This is a genomic window from Labrenzia sp. OB1 (assembly GCF_001624695.1).
Lineage (GTDB): Bacteria > Pseudomonadota > Alphaproteobacteria > Rhizobiales > Stappiaceae > Roseibium.
In genome coordinates this window covers 18,222-40,181 of record NZ_JSEP01000010.1, presented here as the reverse complement: position 1 = coordinate 40,181, position 21,960 = coordinate 18,222, and the positions used below count along the sequence as shown (strand labels likewise).

Annotated in this window: 18 protein-coding genes; 7 read left to right on the top strand and 11 right to left on the bottom strand. The window is 60.8% G+C overall.

The genetic code is table 11. The annotated features are described in order from the left end of the window. Positions 1 to 29: 29 nt before the first annotated feature. From OA90_RS14745 to OA90_RS14720, 6 genes are all read left to right on the top strand, one after another. The gene (locus OA90_RS14745) at positions 30 to 1,190 is read left to right on the top strand and encodes a Gfo/Idh/MocA family oxidoreductase (protein WP_068413184.1); all 1,161 of its coding nucleotides are present in this window, start codon (positions 30 to 32) and stop codon (positions 1,188 to 1,190) included. Between the two features lie 233 nt (positions 1,191 to 1,423). Next, positions 1,424 to 2,377, top strand: a complete 954-nt coding sequence (gene ytfQ, locus OA90_RS14740) for a galactofuranose ABC transporter, galactofuranose-binding protein YtfQ (protein WP_068413179.1) — start codon at positions 1,424 to 1,426, stop codon at positions 2,375 to 2,377. Between the two features lie 79 nt (positions 2,378 to 2,456). After that, positions 2,457 to 3,986 carry a sugar ABC transporter ATP-binding protein gene (locus OA90_RS14735; RefSeq protein WP_068413174.1) on the top strand — a complete coding sequence of 510 codons (1,530 nt, stop codon included), beginning with the start codon at positions 2,457 to 2,459 and terminating at the stop codon, positions 3,984 to 3,986. Beyond that, entirely contained in the window at positions 3,986 to 5,026 is a 1,041-nt protein-coding gene (locus OA90_RS14730) for an ABC transporter permease (protein WP_068413171.1), read from the top strand. Before OA90_RS14735 ends, OA90_RS14730 begins: the two co-directional genes overlap by 1 nt. Further along, positions 5,026 to 6,015, top strand: coding sequence for a galactofuranose ABC transporter, permease protein YjfF (gene yjfF / locus OA90_RS14725; protein ID WP_068413625.1), 990 nt, complete (start codon positions 5,026 to 5,028; stop codon positions 6,013 to 6,015). Before OA90_RS14730 ends, yjfF begins: the two co-directional genes overlap by 1 nt. After that, positions 6,012 to 6,731, top strand: coding sequence for a FadR/GntR family transcriptional regulator (locus OA90_RS14720; RefSeq protein ID WP_068413168.1), 720 nt, complete (start codon positions 6,012 to 6,014; stop codon positions 6,729 to 6,731). The genes yjfF and OA90_RS14720 overlap by 4 nt, the downstream gene beginning before the upstream one ends. Before the next feature lie 90 nt (positions 6,732 to 6,821). Here the strand turns inward: OA90_RS14720 and OA90_RS14715 are convergent, their stop codons facing one another. From OA90_RS14715 to OA90_RS14700, 4 genes are all read right to left on the bottom strand, one after another. After that, positions 6,822 to 7,541, bottom strand: coding sequence for an HAD family hydrolase (locus OA90_RS14715; RefSeq protein WP_068413162.1), 720 nt, complete (start codon positions 7,539 to 7,541; stop codon positions 6,822 to 6,824). A 6-nt stretch (positions 7,542 to 7,547) separates the two neighbouring features. Beyond that, the gene (locus OA90_RS14710) at positions 7,548 to 9,230 is read right to left on the bottom strand and encodes an ABC transporter permease subunit (protein ID WP_068413160.1); all 1,683 of its coding nucleotides are present in this window, start codon (positions 9,228 to 9,230) and stop codon (positions 7,548 to 7,550) included. Continuing rightward, a complete protein-coding gene (locus OA90_RS14705) occupies positions 9,227 to 10,270 on the bottom strand; it encodes an ATP-binding cassette domain-containing protein (RefSeq protein ID WP_068413154.1) in 1,044 nt (347 codons plus the stop codon). The genes OA90_RS14710 and OA90_RS14705 overlap by 4 nt, the downstream gene beginning before the upstream one ends. 166 nt (positions 10,271 to 10,436) lie before the next feature. After that, positions 10,437 to 11,435 carry an ABC transporter substrate-binding protein gene (locus tag OA90_RS14700; RefSeq protein WP_068413148.1) on the bottom strand — a complete coding sequence of 333 codons (999 nt, stop codon included), beginning with the start codon at positions 11,433 to 11,435 and terminating at the stop codon, positions 10,437 to 10,439. Positions 11,436 to 11,644: 209 nt separating this feature from the next. On the opposite strand from OA90_RS14700, the gene OA90_RS14695 reads away from it, so the two are divergent. After that, complete coding sequence (locus OA90_RS14695) at positions 11,645 to 12,400, top strand: DeoR/GlpR family DNA-binding transcription regulator (protein WP_068413145.1); 756 nt, start codon at positions 11,645 to 11,647, stop codon at positions 12,398 to 12,400. 202 nt (positions 12,401 to 12,602) lie between these two features. Here the strand turns inward: OA90_RS14695 and OA90_RS14690 are convergent, their stop codons facing one another. From OA90_RS14690 to chvE, 7 genes are all read right to left on the bottom strand, one after another. Next, the gene (locus tag OA90_RS14690; protein ID WP_068413143.1) at positions 12,603 to 14,111 is read right to left on the bottom strand and encodes an aldehyde dehydrogenase (NADP(+)); all 1,509 of its coding nucleotides are present in this window, start codon (positions 14,109 to 14,111) and stop codon (positions 12,603 to 12,605) included. Between the two features lie 28 nt (positions 14,112 to 14,139). Next, a complete protein-coding gene (locus OA90_RS14685; RefSeq protein WP_068413622.1) occupies positions 14,140 to 15,063 on the bottom strand; it encodes a Gfo/Idh/MocA family oxidoreductase in 924 nt (307 codons plus the stop codon). Continuing rightward, positions 15,063 to 16,805, bottom strand: coding sequence for an L-arabinonate dehydratase (gene araD, locus OA90_RS14680; RefSeq protein ID WP_068413141.1), 1,743 nt, complete (start codon positions 16,803 to 16,805; stop codon positions 15,063 to 15,065). The genes OA90_RS14685 and araD overlap by 1 nt, the downstream gene beginning before the upstream one ends. 3 nt (positions 16,806 to 16,808) lie before the next feature. Continuing rightward, entirely contained in the window at positions 16,809 to 17,810 is a 1,002-nt protein-coding gene (araD1, locus tag OA90_RS14675; protein WP_068413138.1) for an AraD1 family protein, read from the bottom strand. A 4-nt stretch (positions 17,811 to 17,814) separates the two neighbouring features. Further along, the gene (gene mmsB / locus OA90_RS14670) at positions 17,815 to 19,059 is read right to left on the bottom strand and encodes a multiple monosaccharide ABC transporter permease (RefSeq protein WP_068413136.1); all 1,245 of its coding nucleotides are present in this window, start codon (positions 19,057 to 19,059) and stop codon (positions 17,815 to 17,817) included. A 13-nt stretch (positions 19,060 to 19,072) separates the two neighbouring features. Continuing rightward, positions 19,073 to 20,587 carry a multiple monosaccharide ABC transporter ATP-binding protein gene (gene mmsA / locus OA90_RS14665; protein WP_068413134.1) on the bottom strand — a complete coding sequence of 505 codons (1,515 nt, stop codon included), beginning with the start codon at positions 20,585 to 20,587 and terminating at the stop codon, positions 19,073 to 19,075. A gap of 147 nt (positions 20,588 to 20,734) precedes the next feature. Further along, complete coding sequence (gene chvE, locus OA90_RS14660; protein ID WP_068413131.1) at positions 20,735 to 21,799, bottom strand: multiple monosaccharide ABC transporter substrate-binding protein; 1,065 nt, start codon at positions 21,797 to 21,799, stop codon at positions 20,735 to 20,737. Positions 21,800 to 21,960 lie beyond the last annotated feature (161 nt).

Below are 21,960 nucleotides of genomic sequence, written 5' to 3'. Positions count from 1 at the left end.
ACCCGGGAAGACGAAACAGGAGGAGCAATATGGCGATTGAAGGCAAGGACAACCCGCAGACACGCCCGATCCGGCTGGGTATGGTCGGAGGTGGCAAGGACGCCTTTATCGGTGCGGTTCACCGGATCGCATCCCGGATCGACGGGCGGTATGAGCTGGTCGCGGGGGCACTGTCCTCGACCCCGGAGAAGGCGCAGGAGTCCGGACGGGTGCTCGGCCTGAAGGAAGACCGGATTTACGACTGCTTCCTCGACATGGCCAAGCGCGAGGCCCGGCTGAAAGACGGCATCGAGGCGGTCGCCATCGTTACACCCAACCACATGCATTATCCGGTGGCGAAGGAATTCCTCAAGCGCGGGATCCATGTGATCTGCGACAAGCCGCTGACCTCGACGCTGCCCGATGCCAAGAAGCTCGCCAAGGCGGCGAAAAGCTCCAATGCCCTGTTCTTCCTGACCCATAACTACACCGGCTATCCGATGGTCCGCCAGGCTCGGGAGCTGGTCGAAAACGGCGACCTCGGCACCCTGCGCGTCGTGCAGGTCGAATACGCCCAGGACTGGCTGTCGACAGATGTGCACAACAAGCAGGCGGACTGGCGCACGGATCCGGCCCGGTCCGGGGTCGGCGGATCGACCGGCGACATCGGCACGCACGCCTTCAATCTGGCCAGTTTCATTACCGGCCTCACTGCCGAAAGCCTTGCGGCCGATCTGCAGTCTTTCGTGCCGGGCCGCAAGGTCGACGACAACGCGCACGTCATGCTGCGGTTCGACGGCGGCGCACGGGGCATGTTGTGGTGTTCGCAGGTGGCTCCCGGCAACGAGAACAATCTCAAGATCCGGGTCTATGGCGACAAGGGCGGACTGGAATGGCACCAGGAGAACCCGAACTATCTCCAGTTCACGCCCTTCGGCAAGCCGCAGCAACTGCTCACCCGCGGTGGCGCCGGCATGTCCGCCTCGCTCGCCTCGACCACCCGTGTCCCTCCGGGCCATCCGGAAGGCTATCTGGAAGGCTTCGCCAATCTCTACACCGAAGCAGCCGACGCCATCCGCGCGCACCAGGACGGCAAGTCCGCCACCACGCTGGTGCCCGGCATTGACGACGGTCTGGCGGGCGAGCAATTCATCGACGCCTGCGTCCGCTCCTCGACCAGAAACGCCGCATGGGTGAAACTGAACGGTTAGATATCCTGTTATCGCGCTGACAGCCCGGGCATCCCTTGCCCGGGCTTTTTTTGTCCGGAACGGGTCGGCTGACCGGAACACCACTGTTCCCTGACGGCGAACTTCACATATTTCATCTTATTTATCTGATGGTTGGTCTATTTCTCTCCCGAGAGCAAACCAGCTCGCTTTACAAAAGTAATAAAGTATTACTTAATGACTTGGTGACGAAAATTCACCTTGTGGAGGAGACTATGAAATTAAAGGCAATGCTCATTGCCGGGGCGATGTCGTTCGTCCCGATGACCGCCAATGCGGCCGACCTGACCATCGGATTTTCTCAGATCGGATCTGAATCGGGCTGGCGTGCCGCCGAGACAACCGTGACCAAGCAGGAAGCGGAAAAGCGGGGCATCAATCTGAAATTCGCCGATGCCCAGCAGAAACAGGAAAACCAGATCAAGGCCATCCGGTCCTTCGTCGCCCAGGGCGTCGATGCGATCCTGCTCGCCCCTGTCGTCGCGACCGGCTGGGACGATGTTCTGGAAGAAGCCAGGGACGCCGAAATTCCGGTGGTCCTGCTCGATCGGACGATCGACGCGCCCGATGACCTTTACATGACTGCCGTCACCTCCGACCTCGTTCACGAGGGACAGGTTGCCGGACAATGGCTTGTCGACGAGACGGCCGGTGCCAAATGCGACATTGTCGAATTGCAGGGCACCACCGGCTCTTCACCGGCGATTGACAGAAAGAAAGGCTTCGAAGAAGCCATCGCCGGTCATGACAACCTGAACATCGTCCGCAGCCAGACAGGCGACTTTACCCGCAGCCAGGGCAAGGTCGTGATGGAGAGCTTCCTGAAAGCTGTCGGCGGCGAAAACATCTGTGCACTCTACGCCCATAACGACGACATGGCTGTCGGAGCAATCCAGGCCGTCAAGGAAGCCGGACTGAAACCGGGCGAGGACATCAAGATCGTGTCCATCGACAGCGTTCCGGATATTCATCTGGCGATGTCGAAAGGCGAGGCGAATGCCACGATCGAGCTGACCCCGAACATGGCCGGACCTGCTCTGGATGCGCTCGAAGCCTATCTCGCGGACGGCACAACGCCGCCGAAGTGGATCCAGACCGAGTCCAAACTCTACACTCTCGAAGATGATAACATGGCCATCTACGAGATGAAGAAAGACCTTGGATACTGATACGATCCCGTGCCGGGCGGCTTTCCCGCCCGGCACATGATAAGTCTTCAGGAAAGTGAATTCGGGGGGATGCCACTCGATGGCGCGAGCGACCGGCCCTGTGCTTGAGTGCAAGGGCATTTCCAAGTTTTTTCCCGGGGCCATAGCCCTGGATGCGGTAGATCTGACCCTGTACCCGGGAGAGGTTCATGCGCTGCTCGGTGAGAACGGCGCCGGCAAGTCTACCCTGATCAAGTGCCTGACCGGAGCCTATCGGCGCGACGCCGGAACGATCGAGCTGGACAACCGCGAGATCTCTCCGCACAGCACCCAGGAAAGCCAGAAGCTCGGCATCGGCACAGTCTATCAGGAAGTCAACCTGCTGCCGAACCTGAGCGTTGCCGAAAACCTGTTTCTCGGCCGGCAGCCCATGAAACACGGTCTGATATCACAGCGCAGAATGCTTGCCATGGCCAGCGACCTGCTGGCGGAATTCGGCCTTGCCATCAATCCCGCCGAACCGCTTTCGGCCTATTCCGTCGCGGTTCAGCAGGTCATTGCCATTGCCCGCGCCGTCGAGCTGTCGGGCAAGGTGCTTATTCTCGACGAGCCGACCGCAAGTCTCGACAGGGACGAGGTGGACCTGGTCTTTTCGGTGATCGAAAAGCTGAAGGCCCGCGGCCTCGCCATTGTTTTCATTACCCATTTCCTCGATCAGGTGTTCGAGATCTCGGACCGTGCCACCATTCTCAGGAACGGCCGCATCATCGGGACGAAACGGCTTGCGGACACGACCCAGACCGAGGTCATCACGCTCATGCTCGGGCGTCAACTGGAAGCGCGCATCCAGGACCGTGCTCCGACGGAGGCCGGCGACGTTCTGGTTGAACTGCGCAATTACGGCCGGCGCGGGGTTATCGAACCTTTCGGCCTGACGGTGCGCAAGGGCGAAGTGGTCGGTCTGGCCGGGCTGCTGGGCTCGGGCCGGACGGAAACCGCGAACCTGATTTTCGGCGCCATCCAGGCCGATCAGGGCGAGGCCCTGCTGGAAGGCCGCAAGATCAGCCTGAAGAACCCCCGCGAGGCAGTTGCGCACCGGTTCGCCCTGTGTCCCGAAGACCGCAAGAACGACGGCATTGTCGGTGATCTCTCGGTGCGCGAAAACATCATTCTGGCGCTTCAGGCGCGGCAGGGCTGGTTCCGCCCGCTGCCCAGGGCCAAGATCAACGAACTGGCGGAGGCCTATGTCAAGGCGCTCGATATCCGTCTCGCCAGTCTCGACATGCCTATCCGGCTGTTGTCGGGCGGCAACCAGCAGAAGGCGCTTCTGGCCCGCTGGCTGGCGACAAACCCTGCTTTCCTGATCCTGGACGAACCGACGCGCGGCATCGATGTCGGCGCGCATGCAGAAATCATTGCCCTGATCGAACGCCTGCGCGAGGACGGCCTTGCCCTGCTCGTGGCGTCCTCCGAAATGGAGGAGCTGGTTGCCTATTCCACACGGGTGATCGTGTTGCGTGACCGGCGCCAGATGCGCGAATTGAAAGGCGACGAGATCACCACCGCCAATATCGTCTCGGCGATTGCCGACGAACCCATGGCCAACGAACCTATGGAAGGGGCGGTCTGATGAAGCATCACATCAACACCACCCTGAGGCGTATCGCGCCGCAGCTGGTCATTCTCGCCGGCGTTCTTCTGCTGAATTTCCTGGTCTTTCCGGACTTCTTCCGGATCGAGTTCCAGCACGGCCGCCTTTTCGGCAACCTGATCGACGTGCTCAACCGCGGCGCGCCCACGGCCCTTCTGTGCATCGGTATGACCCTCGTCATCGCGACGAAAGGCATTGACCTCTCAGTGGGAGCGGTCATGGCGATAGCCGGCGCGGTGGCGGCGGCGCTGGTCGTGGACGGTCACAGCTGGCAGGTGGCGCTGCTCGGTGCGCTTTGCGCCGGTGCCGTGTGCGGCGCATGGAACGGCGTTCTGGTTGCCGTGTTGCGCATCCAGCCGATCGTCGCGACCCTGGTGCTGATGGTGGCCGGGCGCGGCATTGCCCAGCTCGTCACCGAAGGCACGATCCTGACCTTCCTCAACCCCGGTCTGATCCATCTGGGCGCAGGTACTGTCGCGGGGATCCCGACTCCTATTCTCATCTGGCTTGGTCTCGGGCTGGCCGTGACCGCCGTCGTTCGCAAGACCGCGCTCGGCATGTTGATCGAGGCAATCGGCATCAATGAAAGCTCGTCGCGTCTGGCAGGCATCAACAGCCGGGTGCTGATCATTTCGGTCTATCTGATTTCCGGTTTCTGCGCCGCATTGGCCGGCGTGATCGTCGCAGCGGACATCAAGGGCGCGGATGCCAACAATGCCGGGCTCTGGCTGGAGCTCGACGCCATTCTGGCGGTGGTGATCGGCGGCAATTCCCTGCTGGGCGGCCGGTTTTCCATCATCGCTTCGCTGCTCGGAGCCCTGATCATCCAGTCTGTCAATTCGATCATCCTGCTGTCGGGCATGCCGCCGGAATTGAACCTCGTCATCAAGGCGCTGATCATCATCGCAATTCTGGTGATCCAGTCGCCGACCGTCAAACACGCGCTCTATATCCTGCGTGCGTCGGCGGACCCAATCCCCCCCGGATCCATCAAGGAAGCGAAAGAAAGTCCGCAATGATCCGTTCCACGCATCTTCCGCTGCTGATCACCATCGCCACCTTCCTGCTGGCCTACACGCTGTGCGCCTGGCAATACCCTTCCATGCTGTCGACCCGTGTCGTGGCGAACCTCCTGACAGACAATGCTTTCCTCGGCATCGCAGCGGTCGGGATGACATTCGTCATCCTGTCGGGTGGCATCGATCTCTCGATTGGGTCCGTCATCGCCTTTACCGGTGTCTTTCTCGCGGTGATCCTGCGCGACACGTCGATTCACCCTCTCCTCGCCTTCGCGCTCATTCTGGCGATCACGATCTCGTTCGGCGCATCCATGGGGGCCATGATCCACTATCTGGAAATGCCGCCCTTCATCGTCACGCTTGCGGGCATGTTTCTGGCGCGCGGGGCGGCTTACGTCCTGTCGACCGACAGTGTTCCCATCACCCATGAATTCTACGACACGCTGCAGTCACTTTACTGGAAGGCTCCGGGCGGCGGACGTTTCCGCCTGACCGGAATGATCATGCTGCTGACCTTTGCGGCCGGAATCATCGCCGCGCACCGCACCCGCTTCGGCCAGAATGTCTACGCCATCGGCGGCGGGCTTCAGACGGCACGATTGATGGGCGTGCCGCTGGCGAAAACCACCATAGGCATCTACGCCACTTCGGGCGGGCTGGCAGGACTGGCCGGTATCGTGTTTTCGCTCTACACCTCGGCGGGCTACTCGCTCGCCACCGTCGGTGTCGAGCTTGACGCCATCGCCGCCGTGGTGATCGGCGGCACCCTGCTGACCGGCGGCACCGGTTTCGTCGCAGGTACATTCTTTGGCATTTTGATCATGGGGTTGATACAAACCTTTATCGTGTTCGATGGAACACTGTCGAGCTGGTGGACCAAAATCGTGATTGGCGGTCTGCTCTTTGGCTTCATCCTGCTTCAGAAGGGTCTCACTTGGGCAACGACACTGCGCAGAAAACCAGCGCCAGAGTTCGCCGCGCAATCATGACATTCGTCGCCACCGGCGGATTGGGAAGTCAGACCGGCAATCACACCGATCAGGTTGTGGAACAGATCGGCAGGGCCATCGTTGCCGGAGAGTATCCGCCGGAAACGATGATCCCGCTCGACCCGGATATTTCGGAAATGTTCTCCGTGTCGCGCACCGTCGTACGCGAGGCAAAGAAAACCCTCATTGCCAAGGGCCTGATCCAGTCCAAGGCCAAGGTCGGCACTCATGTGCGCCCGGCTTCGGAATGGAACATGTTCGATCCGGATGTGCTGCGCTGGCACGCCGCGCTCAAGAACCAGCGTCCGTTCCTGGAGGACCTCTTCGAGATCCGGCTGATTTTCGAACCTGCCGCCGCCAGCCAGGCGGCAAGACGTGTGTCCGACGCGGAATGCGTCGCCCTGTCGAAGCTTTGCGACAATCTCGCAACCGGCAAGGACCGGGCCGCCGTTGCGGTCGCGGACCTGGAATTCCACAAGCTTATCCTGAAACTGTCCGGAAACCGCTTCCTGCAGTCTCTTGGAGATCTCGTGCAGGCCGCGCTCTATTCGCTGTTCATTGCCGAGGCGAACGAACGCAACGATCAGGAAACCCACGAATTCGTCGAACGCCACAGGGCTATCGTCACTGCAATCAAGGCGGGCGATGCGAAGGGCGCTTATGACGCGATGGAAGCTGTCATTCTGGCCGGACGAAAGATTGAACTGAACGCGTAAGTCTGGTCCTTCATTCGGTAGGAAAAAACAGTCCGCTCCTGAAAAAATTCCGGAGACGACCTCAAGGCCTTCCTCGAGGAAAGAGGTTATCTATCCCGCAGCCGTGAGACCGAACAGGGCCGTCAGGCCAGTGATATCGGCCAGGACTACATCAGCCAGGGATTTCAGCTCTTCCTCGGATCCCGTACCCGTCAGCACGCCTATGGCAAGGCCCGCGCGGCCCTGCCGGGCCATCAGGATGTCCTGCGGATTGTCACCGACGACGGCGACGGACGCGGATGCCAGATCGCAGGAGCGGCAGAAGGCGTCGAGCATTCCCGGTGACGGCTTGTGGCCATGCCCCGTGTCATAGCCGGTGACGAAGTCAAAGAGATGCGCCAGGCCCGTTGTCTGAAGGAAAACACGGATGGCCGCCTCGCTGTCGCTGCTGGCAACGCCCAGGATCAGTCCTTTCGCCTTCAGCATTTCAAGCAGGGTAGCCGTGCCTTCTATGGCAGAAGCCGTCTGCATGGATGAGCCGAAGAGGACATCGAGCTCTGCCACCAGTTGGGTCTCCGGCATTCGGGCTCCGGCCGCGGCCCAGAGTTCCGCGATCTCTGAACTGTTGCCCGCGGCGAGCACACTGCCGCTTCTGGTCTTGCCTGTGTCCGGATCAACGCCGGCGGCCACAAGCAGTTGCTGGGCAAGGCCCTTTTCCCCGCCTGCCGCCAGCAACGCAGCACTCTGGTTGGTGCGCCCCCAGCTTTCCTCGAAGTGCAGCAGGGTCCCGTCCTTGTCGAAAAGGACGCCTCGAATGTCCTGACGGTTCATGCGTACCTACCTGATCAGAGAGACATGCCGCGCGCCAGCCAGCCAGAGGACGCAACGTGCAAGGAGCAGCGCGGCGAGCACGATCAGCATGATGCAAACGGAAAACGCCGCCGCCTGGTTGTTGGCTCCCCTGTCGGAAAGCTGCAGCACCGAGACAGCCGCAACCTGTGTCTGCGGTGTGATCAGGAAGATCACGGCGGAGAGCGACACCATTGCCCGCATGAAGAAAAACACCCCGACCCCGAAGAGCGTCGGCCACAGGATCGGCAACGTCACCCGGAACAGGGTGCGCAGCTGGCTGCCGCCGAGCATGGTCGACGCTTCGTCGAAAGTGGCGCTGATCTGCTTCAGCGACGTGGTCGCGATCAGGAACCCCTGAGCGTGGTTGTAGTAGACGTAGAGCAGCACGATCAGGGGGAACGTGCCATAGAGGACGTTGAGCGGGTTCGCCGTACTGTTGAACGCCAGGACGTATCCGAGGCCCAGCACCATGCCGGGAATGGACGTCGGCAGAATGGCAAGGAAAGAGATCGGACCGCGCAGGGGCGTTCGGAATTTCTGGGAGACAATCGCGGCAACCGTCACAAGAATGACGCCGAAGATCGCGGTCGCGAAAGCAACGCCTATCGAATTCCACAAGGGCTGCGCGCCATTTTGGACGTCGAAGGAATAGTGCTTCAGGGAAAAAGCCAGATTGTAAGGCCAGAGCTTCACAAGGCTGGCCAGAAGTACGATCAGCGGCACGGCCAGGAACACACAGGCGACGGCATATGTGTAAAGTCCGAAGATCAGGTCCCGCCGGCGGTTGTCACGGACGGTCAGCGGTTTGGACTGGTCGGTAATCAGCGCGTGCTGCCGCTTCGCGATCCTGCGCTCCAGCAGTTTGGAGATCACCGCGGGAGCCAGCAGCAGCACGCCGATCACCGCGCCGAGACCGAATTTCCCCTGACCGATGACCTTGTTGTAGATCTCGGTCGCAAGCACGTTGAAGTCGCCGCCGATGACGATGGCGTTGCCGAAATCCGTGATCGTCAGAGAGAAGACGACAAAGCCCGCGGCGGCAATGCCGTAGCGGGTCGAGGGCAGCGTGATGGTCCGGAAGATGCGGAATGGCTTTGCTCCCATCACCACAGCCCCTTCGTAGAGCCGCGCATCGGATGCGGCCAGGGCCGCGGACAGGATCAGGAAGGCATAGGGGAAGGTGTAAAGCACGTCCGCCAGGACAATGCCCCAGAAGCCGTAGATATCGAAATCGAAACCGAGAAACCGGTTGAAGGCGCCATTGCGGCCAAACAGGAAGATCAGCCCCTGCGCCTGCACCAGCGAGGGAGCGAACAGCGGTGTCATCACCACCAGGCGCAAGAACCCCTTGAAAAGGACGTGCGTGCGCTGGATTGCGTAGGCGTAGATATAGGCGAGAGCGAGCGAGAGTATCGTCGTCAGGACGGCAACCGCGAGACTGTTGCCGACAAGTTCCCAGACGCGCCCGGACTGCAGGGTTTCGGTGTAGTTTTCCAGGCCCCACCCCGTCGCACCGACGAAGCTGCGCAACAGGATGCTGCCCACCGGTATGACGAGAAACAGGATCATCATGACCAGAACGGCGATGGACACCACCAGTGCAAACGAACTGTCGCCAATCCTGAAGCGGCGGGCCGGCGGTGTGGATGCAACTGCCTGCTCGGTCATTGGCTCAACCCGCAGAGAGACTCCGCCCCGAAATTCAGGCAGATGCGGTCGCGTGGCTGCGGAATAAACTCAGGTCCGTGCAATTGGACGTCGAGCGGCTGGTCCGGCGCGCAGTCCGGCCGCACGGTCAGCACCTGTATGTTGCCGAGAAACCTGACCTTGGTGACCTCACCGAAAAGAGCATTGCCCATATCGAGCGGTTCCGGGGAGATGCTGATGGCCTCCGGCCTGATGCCGAGGAGATCCATGCCTTTGGCGTCCGGTCCGGCAGTCAGCGTCTGCGAGCCGAATTCGATCGCACCGTCTGCGGCGACACCTACCTGCATCACGTTGAAGTTGCCGATGAAGTCGGCCACGAAGCGGTTTTTCGGGTGTGTGTAGATCTCGAACGGCGACCCGACCTGTTCGATCCGCCCCCCGTTGAGGACGACGATCCGGTCCGCCATTTCCAGCGCTTCGCTCTGGTCATGGGTGACCATGATGGTGGTAATGGCCAGTTCCTTCTGGATACTGCGGAACTCGCCGCGCAGTTCTGCCCGGACATTGGCGTCCAGCGCCGACAGGGGTTCGTCCAGCAACAGCAAGGTGGGACGGGGCGCAAGGGCACGGGCGATGGCAACCCGCTGCTGCTGCCCCCCGGACATTTGCGAGGGCAGCTTGTGAGCCTGGTCGGCAAGCTGCACCAGATCGAGCATTTCCATCGCGCGGCTGATGCGTTCCGGCTTCGCCCATCCCCGGCATTCCAGGCCGTAGAGCACGTTCTGAAGCGCCGTCAGATTCGGGAACAGCGAATAGGACTGGAATACCATGCCGAAATTGCGCTCGGCCGGCGGCGTCCTGGACATGTCCCGGTCCGACAACCGGATAGAGCCCTCCTCGGCGACTTCCAGTCCGGCGATGACGCGCAGCAAGGTCGTCTTGCCGCATCCCGATGGCCCGAGGAAACAGGTGAAGCTCGATTCCGGGATCGTCAGCGTCAGGTCGCTCAGCGCCTTAACTTTCCCGAAGGATTTGGTAAGTCCTTCAATCTGCAAAGCCATCAATTCATCCCATGCGATTTCCGCAAGCCGTTGTGAAGGCGCTCTCTTGCGCCAGTACCCTTTTGGAATCCTGGCATGACCGGTCAGGAGCAGTGTCCCGCTTGCCCGCACGAATGCGGGAAAGCGGGTCGATCCTGACACGTCACACCCGGAACCCTGGTTCCGATCAGTTCTCGTATCGGCGCTGCCACTCGGAGATGATCCGGTCCCGGTCCTTGCCCGCGGCCTGAAAGTCAGTCGGGTAAAGGATGCTGTTGGTATCTTCCGGCATCCCAGCGGACCTGAAACGCTCAGGCAGGGACCCGCCCGGCACGGTGACAATGGCTTTCCAGTCGTAGTAGGCGTTGACCGCTTCGGGCGTCAAAGTCCAGTCCAGGAAGCGGCGCGCGTCATCCTTGTTCTTTGACGAGGCGACCAGTGCGTTGGCTTCCAGCTCATTGCCGGCGCCCTCGGCCGGAATGACCATGACCATGGGGAACCCTTCCTCGATGTTCTTGATCGCCCGCATGTCGAACGAAGCCCCAACGGCATACTCGCCCGCGGCCGCCGCGTTGCAGGGTTTGGAACCGGATTTGATGTATTGGGCGATATTGCCATCCAACTGATCCAGGAATGACCAGCCTTCTTCCTCGCCCTTCATCTGCAGGATCGAGCTGACCTGGATGTACCCGGTGCCGGAAGAGGCCGGGTTCGGCATGACCACTTCACCCTTGTATTTCGGATCGACAAGATCTGCCCAGGATTTCGGCACATCCAGACCGAGCTTCTCGACACGTTCTGTGTTGACGCAGAATGCGGCCATGTAACCGGTCACGGCGAACCACATGTTGTCCCCGTCCCGGAACGCTGCCGGAATCGTGTCGACACCAGTGGCCGTATAAGCCTCCAGGGTGTCGGCGATCTCCGGATTGACGATGGTGGAGGCGGCAAATCCCCAGATCACGTCATGCTGGGGGTTACCCTTTTCCGCGATGATGCGGGCGGCAAGATCGCCTGTCGACAAACGCAGCATGTTCACTTCGATGTCAGGCATCGCCTGTTTGGCCAGGTCCAGAAACGCTGCCGCTTCATCTTCCTCGTAAGCCGTGTAAACCGTGATTTCGCCTGCAAGTGCAGCCGTAGGCAACAAGGCAGCCAGAACGCCTGCGAGAACTGTATTTTTCATTTCACCCTCCTCAAGGTTTGGCCGCGGCGCGCATTTCTTCGACGGCACCCGGCAGAAGACAGTTTATGGAATTTTTCTTACAATAAAAGTAGGAAAACTTACATTTTTTGCTTTAATGCCATTTTTGGAGCTGAACGCCTCCCGCCGATTGAATTGAGGAAGCAAACTGTCTAAGGGAAACAGACGGAAAAGCGCGGGTGTGAGATGCCATGAGAAAGAAACAGCAGCGTAGGGATGCTCTGCTGAAGCTGGTTGCCGAAGAAGGCTACCTGAGCCTTTCGGCAATCGCAAAGTCGCTGGACGTGTCCGAGCAGACGATCCGCCGGGACTTTCAGGCGCTGGAGGAACAGCCCAATATCCGGCGCACTCATGGTGGCATCACGCTGGTCCAGCCTATCGCCAAGGGCGACTATACAAAGCGTCTTCGCATCGCATCCACGGAAAAGACTTCCGTTGCCTTCAAAGCTGCGAATTTCGTGAAAGACGGCGCTTCGGTGTTTCTCGACCACGGCACCACGTCGGAGGCGGCCGCTGAGGCGCTTCTTGCCCGCAGGAACCTGCGCGTCACCACCTACAGCATTCGCATCGCGGCGCATTTTCTGGATCGGGACGATATTACAGTCGCCATCCCCGGCGGGATTGTCCGGCAGGAAGATGGCGCGATCGTCGGACCCCACAACGACGATTTCATGAAGCAGTTCCGGTTCGACTACGCCATCATCGCCGTCTCCGGTCTGGATGGAAGCGGGCGGTTGGCCGACAACGACCTGTTCGAAGTCAAGCGCGTGCAGGCAGCCATGCAGCAGGCCGACAAATCGATCCTCATGCTCACTTCAGACAAGATTGGCGTGAAGAGCCTGTTCGAACTCTGCCACCTCAGCGACATCGATCTTCTGGCGGCCAGCACTCCGGCCAAGGCCGCGCTCGACGGCCTCCTGACCACATCGGGCATCAAGCTGATCTAGGGTGCGGACCCAAAATTTATACTCTCAGGCTCCGGGCACAGCAATCGACGGAGAGCAGGCGCTCCCGTGCGCATGAGAAATCGGGATGAACGTGAAATTTCCTCGCGTCTTCCGGAGACAAAAAACCATCCTGAAGAAAGTCTTCAGGATGGCGTTCTTGTTCTTTGAACAGGCTGCAGAGTGGCAGTTTGCCCCTTGCCGATCAGCGCGCCGGCAGAAGAGCCTCCGGGATGTTCTGGTAGCACACCGGGCGCAGGAAACGGCGGATGGCGAGGGTTCCGACAGAGGTCGCGCCGAAATTGGTCGATGCCGGATAAGGTCCGCCGTGAACCATGGCCTCGGCCACTTCGACACCGGTCGGGAACCCGTTGGCCAGCACACGGCCAGCCTTGCGCTCCAGGACAGGCATCAGACGGCGGGCGAGACCCGTGTCGCCATCATCCATCTGCAGCGTGCAGGTGAGTTGTCCCTCCAGGCCCCTGGCTATTTCCAGAAGCTGCGCTTCGTCCCTGACGCGCACGACGATGCCAAGGGGTCCGAAGACCTCTTCGCCAAGATCCTCGTCCGCCAGCCACGCTTCGCCGGTGGTCTCGAAAAGATAAGGTGCGGCTTCCCGGGTTTCGCAGGACGTTCCGATCAGTTCGCGAACGCCGGTCGAGCCGGACACCTTGCGGCTCCCGGAGCGGAAGGCCTCGGCGATGCCGTCGGTGAGCATGGTCTGCGCGCCGATTTCCGAAAGCGCGCTCTTCGCGGCGTTGAGGAAAGCGTCCGCGTCCGGTCCATCAACAACAAGCACGATGCCCGGATTGGTGCAGAACTGCCCTGCCCCCATGGTCAGCGATCCTGCCCAGCCCTTGGCGATTGCCTCGCCGCGCGCGCCCAGGGCCGCGGGAAGAACGAACATCGGATTGACCGAGCCAAGCTCGCCGAAGAACGGGATCGGCACCGGCCGCTGCGCGCACAGATCGAACAGGGCGCGGCCGCCGCCCAGAGAGCCGGTGAAGCCGACAGCCGTGATCAGCGGGTGCTGAACCAGAGCCTGACCAACTTCATAGCCGTTGCCCTGGATGAAGGAGAATACACCGGGATGCAGTCCGCAGGACTTCACGGCGGCGGCAATGGCTTCGGCAACGATTTCGCCGGTTCCAGGGTGCGCCGGATGGCCACGAACCACGACTGGGCAGCCAGCAGCCAGTGCAGACGCCGTGTCGCCGCCGGCAGTGGAAAATGCCAGCGGGAAATTGGATGCGCCGAACACGGCCACGGGCCCGATCGGCCGCTGGACAAGCTTCAGGTCCGGACGTGGCAGGGGTTGGCGGTCCGGCAGCGCTCCGTCGTGACGCAGATCCAGATAATCGTCTTTCAGGATATGGCTGGCAAACAGGCGGAGCTGACCGGTTGTGCGTCCGCGCTCGCCCTGAAGGCGTGCTTCGGGAAGGCCGGTTTCCGATGTGCCGATGGCCGTGATCGCATCCGCGCGCGCCTCGATTTCATCAGCGATCGCATTCAGGAACTTCGCCCGTTCCTCGCTGGAGGAATAGCCATAACTCCAGAAGGCCTCTTCCGCGGCCTTGCAGGCCGCATCGACGTCCTTCACGGTTCCGGAGGAGAAGTTGAAGGACTGGCCGTGGGCCGGCTGCGAGCTGAAAGTCTTTTCGCTGGTGGACCATTCGCCCGCTATGAGCTGCTTTCCGTGCGGCATAAAAGTCATGTCAAACCTTCCGGTTTCAATAGGGGTATCAATAGTGGAACGGTGCGGTGACGACCCGCTTTCCAAGGGAAAAGGCGTCACAGACGTGAATCATGGGTGAGAGATCCATATCGCTTTCGCCGGCTTTTACCAAGGCCGCCATGCGCGCATAAAGGTTCGCATATTCATGATTTGCGCCCTGTTTGACGAGTTTTCCGTCAATCTCCAGCCGTTCACCGCCGAGCGACAGGCTGGCACTGCCGCGATCCGTCTCGATTTCGATGTTCCAGGTCTGCGGGCCTTCCTGCCGCCAATCGAAATCGGCGGTCACAGCGGCACCGGACGGATCCACGAAATCAAGCCTGGCGGCAATCGGTGTTTCTCGGTTTTCCGGGACTTCCAGGGTCGCGCCCGACAGGTGCACCGGATGGGGCAGAATTTCCGTCAGGATCGAGAGTGCGTTGATGCCCGGATCGAAGACACCCATCCCACCGGACTCCCAGATCCATTCCTGCCCCGGATGCCAGCGGCGGACATCTTCCTTCCAGGTGATTTCCAGCTTTTTCAGGCTCCGCTCCGCCAGCCAGGCTTTCAGATCCGGAACGCAATCGGCATGGCGCGAATGCCAGGTCGCAAAGATCGTCACGCCGTTTTCCCTTGCCAGCGCTTCAAGCGCATAACATTCGGCGAGGCTCTGGCCCGGAGGCTTTTCAAGCATGACGTTCCTGCCGGCCTTGAGCGCCGCGGCGGCATAGACAAATCGCGGCTGCGGCGGGATCGCGAGCGACACCGTGTTGATGTCCGGTCGGGTTTCCAGCAGGGCGTCCATCGACTCGAAATGATCGACACCCTCGACGGCAGCGTTGCGGCTGACCGCCGCTTCGAGAGACCAGTCGGGATTTGCCGCAATCGCGGGAATATGCTGGTCGCGGGCAATCTTTCCGATGCCCACCAGCGCCAGTTTTTCAGCCATCAATGAGAGTCCTTTGGTACCGCGGACCCGCGGCATCCTTTCAGGAAGTCGAAATCGGCGCCGGTGTCGGCACCTTGCACATGATCGTGGAACAGGCGCGCGTAGCCACTGTCCGGTACGTGGTGGGAGGGTGTCCACTCGTCAAGCCTGCGGGCAAGGTCCTCTTCGGAAATTTCCAGATGAAGCTTCCGGTTCGGAACGTCCAGCTCGATCATGTCCCCCGTGCGCACCACGGCCAGGGGGCCGCCGGCGGCCGCTTCCGGCGACGTGTGCAGGACAACCGTGCCATAGGCCGTGCCCGACATACGCGCATCGGAGATCCGCACCATGTCGGTGATGCCTTTCTTAAGCACCTTCGGCGGCAGCCCCATGTTGCCGACCTCGGACATGCCGGGATAGCCCTTGGGCCCGCAGTTCTTGAGCACCATGATGCAGGTCTCGTCGATGTCGAGCGCATCGTCTTCGATACGGGCCTTGTAGTCGTCGATATCCTCGAAGACGACCGCCCTGCCTCGATGTTGCAGAAGATGCGGTGAGGCCGCCGAGGGTTTCAGAACCGCTCCGTGAGGCGCCAGATTGCCTTTGAGGACGGCAATGCCGCCTTGCTGCGTCAGGGCCTTCTCGACGGGCAGAATGACATCCTCGTTCCAGTTCCGGGCGTTCTTCACCTGATCCCAGACCGTCTCGCCCGCCACGGTGATCGCGTCCTTGTTGAGCATGCCCGCTTCGCCAAGACGCTTGATCACCACCGGCAGTCCGCCGGCATAGAAGAATTCCTCCATCAGATACTTGCCGGAAGGCATCAGGTTGACGACGGTCGGAACATCCCGCCCGAACCTGTCCCAGTCCTCCAGCGACAGGTCCACCCCCACCCGTCCGGCGATCGCCAGCAGATGGATCACGGCGTTGGTCGATCCGCCGATGGCGCCGTTGGTGCGGATGGCATTTTCAAACGCCTGCCGGGTCAGGATGTCCGACGGTTTCAGGTCGTCCTTCACCATCTGCACGATCCGGCGTCCGGAGAGATGCGCCATGACACGGCGGCGGCTGTCGACGGCGGGTATGGCCGCGTTGCCGGACAGCGCCATGCCGAGCGCCTCGGCCATGGAGGCCATGGTGGACGCCGTGCCCATTGTGTTGCAGGAGCCTGGCGACCGGCTCATGGCCGCTTCCGCTTCCAGGAACTCTTCCTGTGTCATCTCGCCGGCCTTGACCGCTTCGGAGAACTTCCACAGATGGGTGCCCGAGCCGACGCGCTCGCCCTGGAACCAGCCATTGAGCATCGGGCCGCCCGTGACCACGATGGACGGCAGGTCGACGGAGGCCGCGCCCATGAGAAGCGACGGGGTTGTCTTGTCGCAACCGACCAGCAGCACGACCCCATCGAGCGGCGTCCCGCGAAGGGCTTCCTCCACATCCATACTGGCGAGGTTGCGGAACATCATCGCGGTGGGGCGCAGTGTGCTTTCGCCGGTCGAGAAGACGGGAAACTCGAGGGGAAATCCTCCTGCCTCGTAAATCCCGTGTTTGACCCGCTCGGCCAGGTCCCTCAGATGCGCGTTGCAGGGGGTGAGCTGGGACCAGGTGTTGCAGATCCCGATCACCGGGCGGCCGTCGAAAAGGTCGTCCGGCAGGCCCTGGTTCTTCATCCAGCTGCGATGATAGATGTGGTCGCGGCTGGTGCCGCCAAACCATTCAGCCGACCGCAGCTTGCGCGGCCAATTCGCCGGTTTGAAGCTCATGATCTAAAGAACCTTCACTTGCGTGGCCGCTGTCTCCGCAGGCTGGAAAGTCAGGCGATTGCGGAGCGCAACGCCGAAGCCCGGTGCGGAAATCTCCACTTCATCGCCTTCCTTGCAGGAAATGCCATCGGCAAAGGACAGCGTCGCCGTGCCGAACATGTGAACGTGAATGTCGCCCGGCTGGCGGAAGAGATCATATTTGAAATGGTGGTGTTCCAGATTGGCCAGGGTGTGGGACATGTTCGCCTCGCCCGACACGAACGGTTTTTCCCACAGGATCTCGCCATCCCGGCGAATGCGGCTGGTGCCGTTGACGTTCTCCGGCAGGGCTCCGACCAGAAGCTCGGGACCGAAGGATGCCGGACGTAGCTTGGAATGGGCCAGGAAGAGATAGTTCCGGCGCTCCATCACGTGATCGGAAAACTCGTTGGCGAGCGCAAACCCGATCCGGAACGGCGTGCCGTCATCGGCTATGAAGTAGATGCCTGCAATTTCCGGTTCCTCGCCGCCGTCCTCGCAAAAACCGGGGCTGACCAGATCGCCGCCCGGTGCGACGGCGCAAGCGCCGTTGCCCTTGTAGAACCACTCCGGCTGCACGCCGACCTTCCCGCCTTCGGGCCGTCCGCCCTCCAGCCCCATGCGGAAAATCTTCATGGAGTCGGAGATATTGGCCTCCTCGTCATCGGCGCCGGCCTTGGCGTGCATGGCATCGCGCGTCGCCGCGGACCCGAGATGGGTGAGACCGGTGCCCGTCAGATGCAGATGGGCGCTATCGGGATGGGTGATCGGCAGCAGGAGGCGTTTTTCCTCGGCCAGCTTTTCCAGATCGACCGCCTTGCCGAGTTCATGACCGCGGATGCATTCGGCCAGGCTCTGGCCCTTGCCGATTGCCTCCCGGACGAGCTCATAGGTGGATCCGACGCCTTTCAGGATGCAGGCTTCGCTGCCATTGCGAATGACAACGGCCTGCTTGCCGCCGTCGTCCAGTATCTGGGAAATCAGCATCTTCTTATCCCTGCTTGTTCTTGTTGTAGACGTCGAAAATCACGGCTGCGAGCAGCACCAGACCCTTGATCATCTGCTGGTAATCGATGCCGATGCCCATGATCGACATGCCGTTGTTGAGCACGCCCATCAGAAAGGCCCCGACCACCGCGCCGACAATCGTCCCGACCCCGCCCGACATCGACGCCCCGCCGATGAAGACCGCGGCAATCACGTCCAGTTCAAGCGCGAAACCGGCCTTTGGTGTTGCGGTGTTGAGACGGGCCGCGAAGACAAGACCGGCAGCGGCCGCCAGAACACCCATGTTCGCGAAGGCCAGGAACGTGAGGCGCTCGGTCTTGATGCCGGACAGTTTGGCGGCCTTCTGGTTGCCGCCCAGCGCATAGATCCGCCGCCCCACAGTCGTCGTCTCGGTGATGAAGGCATAGATCACCGTCAGGACGCCCATGGTGATCAACACATTCGGCATGCCCCGGAACAGGGAGAGCTTGTACATGACGAAGATCAGCGCCGCGGCAATGATGGCTGTGCGGGCGATGAAGAAGCTTTTCGGCTCGTCCTCAATGCCGTAGGCCTTGTTCTGGGCCCGCTGGCGCAGACCGATCCAGACGACCAGCGCGGCGGCGGCAATGCCCGTGACCAGCGCCAGGACATTCACCTTGCGCGCACCGAACATCTCCGCGAGCCATACCCCAAGACCGGCCGGGAAGATATCCGGCACGAAGCCGGTTGCGATCAACTGGAACTCCTTCGGGAACGGGCCGACCGACTGGCCTTCCAGAAGCCACAGCGACAGGCCGCGGAACACCAGCATGCCGGCCAGCGTCACGATGAAGGACGGGATCTTCCAGTAGGCGACCCAATACCCCTGGGCCGCGCCGATAAGACCCCCGGTAACCAGGCAAATGAGGATCGTGAGAATGACCGGCTGGTTGAGTTCGACGATCAATACGGCGGCCAGCGCGCCGATGAAGCCCATCACCGAACCGACCGACAGGTCGATATTGCCGGAGACGATGACGACCAGCATGCCCAGCGCCATGATGATGATGTAGGAATTCTGCAGCAGCAGGTTGGTGACGTTCACGGCACGGAGCAACGTGCCGTCGGTCACGATCTGGAAAAACACCATCACCGCGATCAGAGCAAAGAGCAGGCCGTATTGTCGAAGGTTCGCGGAAATATACGCGCCGATGCCTTTGGTCCTCACCGCCGGCGCCGCATTGGTATCGCTTTCAGCCACTTCCATGGGGTTCACTCTTTCATTCGTTGACGATGAGCGACATGATGCGCTCCTGGCTCGCATCGCCGGCGGCAAGTTCACCGACAAGAGCCCCTTCGTTCATGACGTAGATCCGGTCGCACATGCCAAGCAGTTCCGGCATTTCCGACGAGATCATGACCACGCCTTTCCCTTCGGCGGCGAGGTCGTTGATGATGGAATAGATTTCATATTTCGCGCCGACATCGATGCCTCTCGTCGGCTCGTCCAGGATCAGGACTTCCGGCGCGGTAAACAGCCATTTCGCCAGAACCACTTTCTGCTGGTTTCCGCCGGACAGGTTGACCGCTTTCTGAAACACTGACGGGGTCCGGATCGCCAGCGCCTCGCGGTATCTCTCGGCAACCTTCGTTTCCTCGTTGCGCTTCAGCACGGAGCCGGAGGAGACGCCCTCCAGATTGGCAAGTGTAGTGTTGAACCGGATGGTTTCGTCGAGCACGAGCCCAAGGGCCTTGCGGTCTTCCGTCACATAGGAAATCCCGGCGTCAATCGCCCTGTCGACGGAGCTGACATCCACCGGCTTGCCGTTCAGCCTGACCTCGCCGGATATGTTGCGCCCGTAGGAACGGCCGAAGATGGACATGGCGAGTTCGGTCCGGCCGGAGCCCATCAGGCCCGCGATCCCCACGACTTCGCCGGCACGCACATTGAACGAGGCGTCACGAATGACCTGGCGCTCCGCGTGCTCGGGATGCCAGACATTCCAGCCCTCGACCTCCAGAAGCACTTTTCCGGGCGTGCGTTTGTGGTCCGGGAACCGGTGGGTCATGTCCCGGCCGACCATGTCGCGGACAATCTCGTCCTCGCTGAGACCCTTACTGGCGTCCAGCTTGGATACCGTCATGCCGTCGCGAATGACGGTCACGCTGTCGGCCACGTAACGGACCTCGTTGAGCTTGTGGGAGATGATGATGCAGGTCACTCCCTGTGCCTTCAGGTCCAGCATGAGGTCGAGCAGCTTGCGGCTGTCGTTTTCCTGCAGCGCGGCGGTCGGTTCGTCCAGAATGAGCAGCTTGACGTCCTTGGAGAGCGCCTTGGCGATTTCGACGAGCTGTTGCTTGCCGACGCCAATATTGTCGACCTTGGTCGTCGGAGCTTCCACCAGGCCGACCTTGGCGAGGAGTTCTTCGGTGAACTGGTTGGTCCGGCGCCAGTCGATCACACCTTTCGACGCGCATTCATTGCCCAGGAAAATATTCTCCGCGATGGAGAGTTGCGGCACGAGGGCCAGTTCCTGGTGGATGATGATGATGCCCTGTTTCTCGCTGTCCGAAATGCCGGCGAACCGGGCCGGTTTGCCGTCGAACAGAATGTCGCCGTCATAGTCGCCGTGGGCATAAACACCCGACAGGATTTTCATGAGAGTGGATTTTCCAGCGCCGTTCTCGCCGACGACTGCGTGGATCTCGCCTTTTTGAACATCGAGACTGACGCGATCCAGCGCTTTCACGCCCGGAAAGGTCTTGCTGATGTTCTGCATGGAAAGGAGTGCCATGGCCCCCGGTCTCCGAATTCCGAAAAAAGTCCGCCCGCAAGTCCGGTTGTTCCGAACTCGGTCGGCTTCCTTCAATTCCGGGTCTGCGCGGAAATGAAGGAAGGACCGGGTCTGCGGGCGGGAGGTGCTGCTTGGGAGCTTGTTTTGTTATTTGACCTGGTCAGCCGTGTAGTAACCGCTGCCGATCAGGATTTCTTCCCAATTGCCTGTATCGACCGCAACCGGCTCCAGCAGGTAGGACGGTACGACCTTGACACCGTTGTTGTAGGTCTTGGTGTCGTTGATCTCCGGCTCGCCGCCTTCCAGCAGCGCGTCGACCATACCTACCGTAACGCGGGCAAGTTCCCGTGTGTCCTTGAAGACGGTGGAATACTGTTCGCCGGCGAGAATGGACTTCACGGATGGAACTTCCGCGTCCTGACCGGTGACAATCGGCATTTTCTGGTCGCCGGAGCCGTAGCCTACGCCCTTCAGGGACGACAGGATACCGATGGACAGGCCATCGTAGGGGCTCAATGCGCCATGCAGCGTCTTGTCGGTGTAGTGAGCGGACAGAAGGTTGTCCATACGAGCCTGGGCGACCGCGCCGTCCCAGCGCAGTGTGCCGACCGTGTCCATGCCCATCTGACCGGACTGGATGATGATGGTGCCGTCATCGATCAGCGGCTGGAGAACCGACATGGCGCCGTCGTAGAAGAAATAGGCGTTGTTGTCGTCCGGAGAACCGCCAAACAATTCAACATTGTACGGACCTTCGCCGAAACGCTCTTTCAGGCCGCCGACCAGCGACGTTGCCTGCTGAACACCCACCTTGAAATTGTCGAAGGTCGCGTAATAGTCGACATCGCCGCTGTCGCGGATCAGCCGGTCATAGGCGATAACCTTGATGCCGGCAGCTGCGGCGTTTTCCAGTGCGTTGGAAAGCGTGGTGCCGTCGATTGCCGCGATCACCAGCACATCGGCGCCCTTGGTGATCATGTTTTCGATCTGGGCCAGCTGGTTCGGAATGTCGTCTTCGGCGTACTGCAAATCAGTGGTGTAGCCGGCTTCCGTGAACTGCTCGACCATGGAGTTGCCGTCGGAGATCCAGCGCGCCGAGGATTTGGTCGGCATGGCGATGCCGATGGTGCCCTTGTCCTGCGCCATGACAGCGCCGGACATGAGAGTTGCCACAGCCGCTGCCGCGACCAGAGCCTTGGAAACAAACTTCATATTTTCCTCCCGTGCCGGTTTTCGACCGGCCACAAACTTATTTCCGGCATGAATTGACGATGCCGCGGCTACAGATGCGAGAAAAATAACATGACCGTCAAATTATTATTCATTATCGTTACATATCGATTTCGGTATAGATTTGACCTTTCCTGAAGCGA

Excerpts from the sequence above, each read along its gene's own strand:
- OA90_RS14685 (WP_068413622.1), bottom strand. The coding sequence starts at position 15,063 with ATGGCTGAAAAACTGGCGCTGGTGGGCATCGGAAAGATTGCCCGCGAC.
- mmsB (WP_068413136.1), bottom strand. The coding sequence starts at position 19,059 with ATGGAAGTGGCTGAAAGCGATACCAATGCGGCGCCGGCGGTGAGGACC.
- araD1 (WP_068413138.1), bottom strand. The coding sequence starts at position 17,810 with ATGCTGATTTCCCAGATACTGGACGACGGCGGCAAGCAGGCCGTTGTC.
- OA90_RS14745 (WP_068413184.1), top strand. The coding sequence starts at position 30 with ATGGCGATTGAAGGCAAGGACAACCCGCAGACACGCCCGATCCGGCTG.
- OA90_RS14695 (WP_068413145.1), top strand. The coding sequence starts at position 11,645 with ATGAGAAAGAAACAGCAGCGTAGGGATGCTCTGCTGAAGCTGGTTGCC.
- araD (WP_068413141.1), bottom strand. The coding sequence starts at position 16,805 with ATGAGCTTCAAACCGGCGAATTGGCCGCGCAAGCTGCGGTCGGCTGAA.
- OA90_RS14705 (WP_068413154.1), bottom strand. The coding sequence starts at position 10,270 with ATGGCTTTGCAGATTGAAGGACTTACCAAATCCTTCGGGAAAGTTAAG.
- ytfQ (WP_068413179.1), top strand. The coding sequence starts at position 1,424 with ATGAAATTAAAGGCAATGCTCATTGCCGGGGCGATGTCGTTCGTCCCG.
- OA90_RS14720 (WP_068413168.1), top strand. The coding sequence starts at position 6,012 with ATGACATTCGTCGCCACCGGCGGATTGGGAAGTCAGACCGGCAATCAC.
- mmsA (WP_068413134.1), bottom strand. The coding sequence starts at position 20,587 with ATGGCACTCCTTTCCATGCAGAACATCAGCAAGACCTTTCCGGGCGTG.
- OA90_RS14715 (WP_068413162.1), bottom strand. The coding sequence starts at position 7,541 with ATGAACCGTCAGGACATTCGAGGCGTCCTTTTCGACAAGGACGGGACC.
- OA90_RS14710 (WP_068413160.1), bottom strand. The coding sequence starts at position 9,230 with ATGACCGAGCAGGCAGTTGCATCCACACCGCCGGCCCGCCGCTTCAGG.
- OA90_RS14730 (WP_068413171.1), top strand. The coding sequence starts at position 3,986 with ATGAAGCATCACATCAACACCACCCTGAGGCGTATCGCGCCGCAGCTG.
- OA90_RS14735 (WP_068413174.1), top strand. The coding sequence starts at position 2,457 with ATGGCGCGAGCGACCGGCCCTGTGCTTGAGTGCAAGGGCATTTCCAAG.
- OA90_RS14690 (WP_068413143.1), bottom strand. The coding sequence starts at position 14,111 with ATGACTTTTATGCCGCACGGAAAGCAGCTCATAGCGGGCGAATGGTCC.
- chvE (WP_068413131.1), bottom strand. The coding sequence starts at position 21,799 with ATGAAGTTTGTTTCCAAGGCTCTGGTCGCGGCAGCGGCTGTGGCAACT.
- OA90_RS14700 (WP_068413148.1), bottom strand. The coding sequence starts at position 11,435 with ATGAAAAATACAGTTCTCGCAGGCGTTCTGGCTGCCTTGTTGCCTACG.